General features: G+C 45.4%; 5 protein-coding genes. All 5 read right to left on the bottom strand.

Going from position 1 to position 8169, the window contains the following annotated elements; translation table 11 throughout:
* Positions 1 to 220 precede the first annotated feature (220 nt).
* The 5 genes from AB4167_RS13405 to AB4167_RS13385 all read right to left on the bottom strand — a co-directional run bounded on the left by AB4167_RS13405 (position 221) and on the right by AB4167_RS13385 (position 8158).
* On the bottom strand, positions 221 to 2398 hold the full coding sequence (locus AB4167_RS13405; RefSeq protein WP_136987081.1) for a polysaccharide biosynthesis tyrosine autokinase: 2178 nt from the start codon (positions 2396 to 2398) through the stop codon (positions 221 to 223).
* Positions 2399 to 2568: 170 nt separating this feature from the next.
* On the bottom strand, positions 2569 to 3009 hold the full coding sequence (locus AB4167_RS13400) for a low molecular weight protein-tyrosine-phosphatase (protein WP_017069276.1): 441 nt from the start codon (positions 3007 to 3009) through the stop codon (positions 2569 to 2571).
* Positions 3010 to 3108: 99 nt separating this feature from the next.
* Positions 3109 to 4242 carry a polysaccharide export protein gene (locus AB4167_RS13395; protein ID WP_372136644.1) on the bottom strand — a complete coding sequence of 378 codons (1134 nt, stop codon included), beginning with the start codon at positions 4240 to 4242 and terminating at the stop codon, positions 3109 to 3111.
* 725 nt (positions 4243 to 4967) lie between these two features.
* The gene (locus AB4167_RS13390) at positions 4968 to 7235 is read right to left on the bottom strand and encodes a YjbH domain-containing protein (RefSeq protein ID WP_136977328.1); all 2268 of its coding nucleotides are present in this window, start codon (positions 7233 to 7235) and stop codon (positions 4968 to 4970) included.
* A complete protein-coding gene (locus tag AB4167_RS13385) occupies positions 7235 to 8158 on the bottom strand; it encodes a capsule biosynthesis GfcC family protein (protein WP_372136643.1) in 924 nt (307 codons plus the stop codon). Before AB4167_RS13385 ends, AB4167_RS13390 begins: the two co-directional genes overlap by 1 nt.
* Positions 8159 to 8169 lie beyond the last annotated feature (11 nt).

The raw sequence follows: 8169 nt of genomic DNA, 5'->3' as shown, positions 1-8169 counted from the left end.
GTCTTCGAATAATTTGAAGATTGGATAAAGAATAGATACGGGTGGCGGGTAGACGGGATTCGAAGAGCTAAAAGAGCAGATTCGAGCAGCGGGTAAACGAGTAACAAGAGATGAAGAACGGATTCGAGATGCGCTTTTCGTATCTCGCCACTCGCATCCCGTTACTGTCTTTAGCTCTTCGTTTACCCGGTTACTCGCATCTCGTTACTGCTCTTTAACTTTATTTCTTGTCGCTCGAATATGCGTAATTATAGTAACCGTAGCCGTAGCCGTAAGAGCTTGATGCTTTCTTCTCGATGGCGTTGAAGATAACGCCTTTCACTTCGATGCCCGATTGTTCGAAGCGGTTGCGAGCTACATCGATCTCTTTAATGGTGTTTTGACCGTAACGCGCCACCATTAATGTGGTGCCAGCGAAGGCGCCGACAATGCTTGGGTCGGTTACCGCAAGTACGGGCGGGGTATCAACAATCACCAAATCATACTCTTTTGATGCCCATTCCATTAGTTCTGCAAAGCGTGGGTGCATCAGCAGCTCTGATGGGTTCGGTGGCACTTGGCCGCGAGTAATAATATCTAGGTTCTCTACCGGTGTGGTTTTCACTGATTGAGCGAACTCTTGCTTGCCGCTCAGCACATCAGAAAGACCATTGTCCCAGTTCACACCAAAGCTTTGTTGTAGGTAACCTTTTCGCATATCGGCATCAATCAACAATACTTTCTGGCCTGTTTTTGCGGCTACTGCGGCAAAGTTAGTCGAGATGAATGATTTACCGATGCCTGGCGCAGGGCCAGAAATCATCAAGATGTTGTTTTTCGCTTCTAGCATCGCGAAGTGCAAGCTGGTGCGAAGGCCACGCAGCGCTTCAATCGAAAGATCGGCAGGGTTCGATTCAGCAAGCAGTGCTTGAGTCCCCTTGGTCTGCTGTTTCTTCGATTTAAAGCGGTTGGTTAGTTCAATCTGTAAATCAGATTTTGGTACCGCTGCGTAAACAGGCAGGCCGATTTGTTCAATTTGGTCTGGGCTTTCCACACCACGGTGGAACGCTGCTTTTACTAACACAAACGCGACACTTAGCATGCCACCCAGTAGCGTCGCTAATACAACAATCAATGGCTTCTTCGGTTTAACGGCGCGAGCGTAAGCTTGCGCGTCATCTAAGATACGAACGTTACCGACCGTACCGGCTTTAATAATGCTCAGTTCTTGAACCTTGTTTAAAAGCTGGATGTAGATCTGTTGGTTTACTTCAACATCACGTGTCATACGTAGTACTTCACGTTGTGTTTTCGGCAACTTTTGTACTTGCTTGTTTAAGCGCTCTTTCTCACCCATCAGCGTTTTACGCTTATCAAGCAGAGCTTTATATGCCGGGTGATCTTTAGTAAAGCGTTGGCTGATTTCACTCTCTTTAAACGTCAGTTCATTCAATTGCGCTTCAAGCTCTACCATTACCTTCAGGGTTGATTGTGCTTCTAAGCCCAAGTCGATCGATTCGTTCTTTTGGCGGTAATTATTTAGTACGTCTTCATAACCAGTTAGCTCAGATTTAATACCAGGAAGGTGGCTCTCTAAGAACTGTAAGCTCTTCTCTGCTTCTGCTGAATTGCGCTTCACGTTTTGTAAGAAGTAGATCTGGCTAATGTGATTGAGGATTTCAGAAATCTGCTGTTTGTTTTCGCCTTCAAAGCTTAGCTTCAGAATACCGGTTTGCTTACCTTGCTCAGACAAAGACAAAGAAGCTTTCAACCATTCGATCGCTTCTAGTCGGCTACGTTGACTAATAGAGAATTCAAAATCGTTATGTGATTCAAAACCTGCCACAAACAAGCTGTAGTCGTCTGCTGTTGCTAGCTCACCCACTTTGCCTTTTAGGATAACGCGCTCATCGTCGCGAACTAATTGGTAAGTGCCCTGCTCGGCATCTAGGATCTGGATCGTGTGCCCGTAGTCGCTCGCATAGCTTGGCATGTTGAAACGGCTAACCGCAATGTGGTTGATGTCGCCAGTTAAGCGTGCAAAGCCTTTGCCGACGATTGGCGCATAGTTAGGTGAGGTCACAGTCGTTAAGTTAAACTTATCAACCGTTTCACCCAAGATCATACGCGATTTGATGATCTCGACTTCGGTTGTAGCTGAAGATTCTTGAGAGAACAATTCACCCATATCACCAACCATAGAAGATATGCCACCAGAGCTTTTCTCTTCAATTTGGATCAGGGCATCCGCTTTGTATATCGGCGTCGAAAGCAAAGCAAACGCAATACCAAACACAGCAAAAACGAATGTGGTGAGCATGATTAGCCATTTAGCATCTAATAAGATGCCAAGCAGTTTTCCTAAATCTATCTCATCAGAGTTATCTGTATGCGATTGCTGAGAGGGTTGTGTTGTCATTTGTTTGCTACTTCCTAAAGTATTGCTATTTAAGAGACGATATATACGCTCCGCGTACTTCTCTTTTATATTATTCCGTTGGTGGCTTTGCCATGCCTACATTTAGAGCATGACATTTAAAAAGCTGTCTATTTAAAACCTACTGCATCTAAAATCTATTGCATTTAAACCTACAGTTTTTTTGCCCAAGCTTGCGCCGCTTCGTCAATCAGCTTATAAGCGTGTTCAAACGCCTCACGACTTTGACGATAAGGGTCAGGAATGTCTTTCTGGCCAATCCACTGACCAAACAGCATCGTTTTTCCGCGAGCCTCCGGCGATATTTGAGTAAGCGCTTCTAAATGGCCCTTCTCCATCACCAAGATCAAGTCATACTGAGCACAAAGCTGTGGCGTAACTTGCTGAGACTGATGGTTTTCAACATCAACCCCATTTTCAGCGGCGATTAAAATGGCAGTGTCGTCTGCAGGCTTACCAATTAAACGGCTTTTCTCAGCCGCAATACCGGCAGAGGCCACTTCTTTGTTGGGCAGCAAGTTTTGTAAAACTCGCTCTCCCGTCGGGGAACGACAAATGTTGCCCACGCATACGACTAAAATTTTATTAAACATAATGGTCTCTAATTGTATTGGGCTTATAAGCTGGGTTTACTTTTAGATGTAAAAATCAGGTTACACGCACAATGCAACCTGATGATTAATCTTCAGTTATTACCAATTACGAACGCGCAACATACCTTCGGTTAGGTCGTTGAAGCCTGAAATGGTTGGTACAAGCTGACCGATTACACGGTTCCAGCGGCTGATTGGCGCTGCCGTTACGTAAACAATATCATAAGGCTTTAAATCAAACTCGGTGCCAATCACTAAAGCTGATGCATCTTCCATATTGAGTTGGTAGATGTCTGCCATGCGTTCTGATTTATCATCAGAAGTTCGGATCACAAACACACCCGTTGCATCTGCCGTCAGCTGGTTAATACCACCTACGTTGCTGAGTGCTTCCGTTAGGCTCATGCCTACACGGTCGATCTTCAACAGTTGTGGGTCATTCACTTCGCCCATCACGAATACTTTTTGGTTGTCATTACGCGGTACGTGAACAATATCACCGGCTTGAAGTAAGCGGTTTTGAGTTAAGTCACCACGTTGCATCAAACCATAAAGCGAGATGTTTTCTTCCACGCCATTACGGGTTAATGAAACATTGCGCCAATCTGCATCTTCAGACAAACCACCAGAGCGGTTCACTGCATCTAGTAAAGTTAATGGAATATTAGTAATCGGCTGTTGGCCAGGTTTTGAAACCTCACCCGTAATGTAGGTTTTCTTAGATCGGAAAGCCGCTACGTTCACATCGACTTGAGGGCTTTCGATGTATTTCGCCAAACGTTCCGCTATATCAGAACGAATTTCACGAACCGTTTTTCCTGCCACTTCGACTGTACCAATGTACGGGTAGAAGATGGTGCCGTCAGCATGAACCCAGTTACCCGCTTCAGTACTACTACGGTAAGAACCCGCAGGAATCGTCAGTTCAGGGTGATCCCAGATCGTGATATTTAAGATATCGCCCACGCCGACTTTGTATTCATACTTTGCGATGTCTACGTCGAGTTCAGGGTTGGCTTGTGACACCGACAATGTACCCGTTTGGTAAGTCGATACTGATTGAGCTGTCAGTGGGTAAAGGTTAACCACATCAGAGATATCAGATTCTTGCTGTTCCTCTGAAGGCTGAATCACATTCTTGTTGCCAGTAGAAAGGTGAGTTCCTGGAGTAGTACACCCTGCAAGCAATGCAGGAAGGAGCGCTAAAAGGAGACGATTTTTATTAATCTTCATGTTAACCAAGTCATAGAAACGGAATGTGTCGTGATATCCCAAAGGACACCCAAAGAAGTTAGAACAAACAATTTTATCAGCTACGCAGCATTTAATAGAGTTAAGGAGGGCTATTACTGTGATATCGCTCCCACTTAATATCAAAGATAGGAACGCTACCGCCCTTTGATATTCCGCGACATCACACTGCGTAGTTAATCTGCCTCTATCTATCTGGAATTGAGATAGAGGTTTTTTGTCATAAACCGAGCCAAAGATCGGACTTTCACCCGGTTATTTTATTGCGTATGCATTATCCACAATTTGTGTTTATTATCAACCTAGTTGAATGGTTAAAGAGCAGATACGGGATTCGAGTGAACGAGTGGCGAAGAGCTAAAGAGCAGATGAGAGTAGCGAGATACGAGTAAACGAAGAGCCTAAAGCCGTGTCGGGATGCTTTTAGCTCCTCCCCTTTATCACAACTGTTGCTTGGCAGAAAATACCAACATAAGGGGAGGCTGGGAGGGGTTGGTAACACATAGATTAATATCCCCCTCTAACTCCCCCTTTGATGAACATCACCGATCAAAAACGAACGGCGTTCAAGGGGGAGAACCAAAAGCTAGACCCAATGAATATCACGATATCTTAAGCTATTCGTTATTCGATTATTCGATTATTCGAGACTGCTCTTTCCCCGCTCTTCGTATCCCGCTTACTCGTCACCCGCATCTGCTTTCGATCTACTTAACGCTACTCGGCCTTTGGAACCAAGGTGAGCGAGCATCGGTTTGATCGAACAAGTTGTATTGCTTGTTCAGCACTTGGCCGCCGTCACGCGTGATCGGTAACCAGGTAAAACCTGCGCGGCTTGAGCTTGGTTTCACAGTAACAAGATCGAACGGAATCGATACATAGAAGCCTTTGGTGTAGCTGCCTTCACCGTATTCTTCGGTTGTCATGTCGGTTAAGCTAACAAACGCACCAGCAATCACGCCGCTCTTGAACTGCTTAGAGAAGTCGACACGAGTCCCGACATCACCCGCAAGAAATTTACCGACCCCCACTTTGAGTAAGGTATCGCTCAATAAATCCCATTGTGGGGTGTAATAACCAGTGATAAAGCCCGTCGTGCCTTTATCGATCACTTTGTACGTTCGGTTGCTGTTATCAGGATTGACTTGGATCTCTTCATCAAACGTGCCAAACCAGCTTTCTGGATCGCGCTGGCTTATTGCAGTCATGTCTGCACCAATGGCCCAGTTTTGGTTGAATGGTCGATACAGGATTTCGCCACCCACACCCGCAAACATGCTTTCAAGGTACCCCCCGTAAGCTTGGGTGTAGACACCGCTGCCGTAGTCTTCAAACCACGTCAGTTGTAAGCGATCTAAGCGAACCGGATCGTCAACGTAAGAGCGGAATAAGGTTCTTACTCTTGGCGTTTGGTCAGTGCCGTCTGATGGGACGGTATAGTTAAACTTGTCGTAGTTATCGACTAAGTTAACGTACAAAGAGCCCGACAGTTCAACATTGTTTAACGCCCAGAACGAAGCGTTGGTGTATAAACCCAAACTGTATAAATAGAAGTTTTCAGCCGAACCGAACGATTGCGCTAGGTTTGGTGAAATCGACACATCGAATCGCTCACGCCCATCATGATAGATAACGGATTTCTTACGCTCTAATTCGTGTGTATCGGTTGCATCACTGGTTTGAGCATTAAGGTAATTGTTGTTCGCCGCCGCTTTGAACGCTTGGGCACTGACCGTTGTCTCGGTGAGTTCCATCGATTTATCGTTTTCGATTATTTTGTAAGTATCAATGTAACTTGGCACCGCGTTGGCAATCACGGTCGCACCGCGCTCAAGGGCGATATCTCTGTCTCGGTATTTAACCTGAGTACCCTTTACCACAATACTATTATCGTCGACCAAGATTTGTGCTTGTTCATAGCCCGCGATCGTTTCAAGTTCTTCTGCAAGGGCCGCCATATCAATATCGTCAACCGTATCGACACCACTTGGGCGCAATTCTGCTGTTTCAGTATCTCGCCACACCGAATACATTTCATTGAAGTTGGTAGAAAGATCGAAGCCAAGGGTTAAAGTATCGCCTCGCTCATAGCTGACTTTCGCCGAACCCCAATCAGTGAAATGGTACACAGCACCCACGTTCCATGGCGTGTGCTGTGTCATGTCGACACCACCACGTACTACAGGGAAGTCTTGAGAGTAATCGTTGCCATCGTATTCAAGCTTTAAGGTTAACGGCTTATAAGGGGTTTGGTATTCAAAGCCGCCATAAATTGCAGCATCGCCTTTAAACCAACGCTCAAAATCGACACTGCCGCCATTACCTTTATAGTCAGACGGGCGTTCACAATACTTGTCACTGGCTTTGCACAGTGGGTTAGTGAAATTGCCACTGGTGCCCATGTATCCCCAAGCCATGCCCAAAGTGAAATCAACGGGCCCAAAACGCTTGGTTGCCGCGACAAATTCGCCATCGAACAAGCCAGTACCACCGAAGTCACGCACGCCTACTGACACTTCTGGTAAGTAGTACCCTTCTTCGATTAAACGCAGTTTAAAGTCGATGCCTTTATCGGTGTGCTTGGTACAGCCACTGAATGAATTCTGAGAACAGTCTTGATTGCCACTACCGCTATAATACAGGTCTTGCGTTTGTGTGTAACGAATGGTGGTTTCAAGCCAAGGCATCACCTGCAGGCTGACGTTATAAAAGTAGTATTCGTTATTAAACGAAGCACTAAAGTTGAACTCACCTTCTGGGGCCATTCGGCCTGTTGGCATTTGCATCAAGCCAACACCACCAAAGTTCATTTGCGATGTTCTGTATTCAGTGTCGTCGAATGATGATTTTTCTGCTCGAATCGAAGAGGAATCTATGGTTGTTTCGGCAAAAACGGAAGCACTGTTGGTCATTAATAAAGCACAGGTAACCGATGCACACACTGCCGATAGAGGGAATGATTTCTGTTTCAGCATTACAGGCCAACCTTATGACGTAGCAAATCGACAATATCTTGGTTCAACGTTGAGTATTCCGATGGCAAAGAGTAGAACGCCATAAATACGATGGCACCTGGTGCTAAGTAAACCGGCTGTTCGTTCCAGTATGCGTATTGAATGGTTTGTACCACGCCATCTGGCTGAACAACATAAGCCACACTTTTATCTGCAGATTCACCAATAAAGCCATTCGGTAATGCATCGAGGTAATCATTCAACGTGCCATGCTCAATCAGATTCATTGTTACCGACTCTTTCATTGCCCCCATCAACTGAATTGACGTTGGTCGTTGTGGTAAGTACAGAGAAAAGGCTTGAGTTTGACTGTCTGACGGCTTGTTAGTATGAGAACTTGAAACAAGCAGTGGGTTTTTATCTGATTGAGAGATAACGGCATTACGGTCTAGCTCAATAAAAACTCGATTGAGATATTGGAAAGAGGCTAACTGTTGGCGCACTAAGTTTGCTTCTGGCTCTTCTACTGCGAAAGCTTCAAGCTGGTTCAGTACATTGCGCTTTTTGGCTTCGATAGCTTGGTTAGCTTCTTTAAATCCAGTAACTGCAGTCGCTTCAGTATTGGTTATATCAAACAGTTGAGCCGAAAGGGGGAAATAACCAATAGTACCGTTAGCGTTAGAGCTCGCATTCGCATTTGCGTCGTCTAATACACGAAGCAGTCGAACGTTAGTTTGATACTCAAGCGTCACACCTTGAAGAGGAAGCTCGATTGTTGTTTTAACCGAAGGCGTAACAACGTTAGATGCCGCAGAAGCGTAGCTAACAGTGCACAGAGAGAACAGCGCGCTCAACGTCAACAGAGCTCTCATCGTTAATAGAGCTTTCACCAATGGCAGCCGACGTCCCGTCATTTTTGATGTATGACTCATATAATTCATCATTTTAGTTCATT

Origin of the sequence: Vibrio sp. 10N.286.49.E11, assembly GCF_041469505.1 — a bacterium.
Taxonomy (GTDB): Bacteria; Pseudomonadota; Gammaproteobacteria; order Enterobacterales; family Vibrionaceae; genus Vibrio; species Vibrio crassostreae_C.
This window is presented reverse-complemented; position numbering and strand designations above follow the sequence as displayed.

What these genes read in the sequence shown, in the direction of transcription:
- AB4167_RS13385 (WP_372136643.1), bottom strand. Translation starts at nt 8,158, where the DNA reads ATGATGAATTATATGAGTCATACATCAAAAATGACGGGACGTCGGCTG.
- AB4167_RS13405 (WP_136987081.1), bottom strand. Translation starts at nt 2,398, where the DNA reads ATGACAACACAACCCTCTCAGCAATCGCATACAGATAACTCTGATGAG.
- AB4167_RS13400 (WP_017069276.1), bottom strand. Translation starts at nt 3,009, where the DNA reads ATGTTTAATAAAATTTTAGTCGTATGCGTGGGCAACATTTGTCGTTCC.
- AB4167_RS13395 (WP_372136644.1), bottom strand. Translation starts at nt 4,242, where the DNA reads ATGAAGATTAATAAAAATCGTCTCCTTTTAGCGCTCCTTCCTGCATTG.
- AB4167_RS13390 (WP_136977328.1), bottom strand. Translation starts at nt 7,235, where the DNA reads ATGCTGAAACAGAAATCATTCCCTCTATCGGCAGTGTGTGCATCGGTT.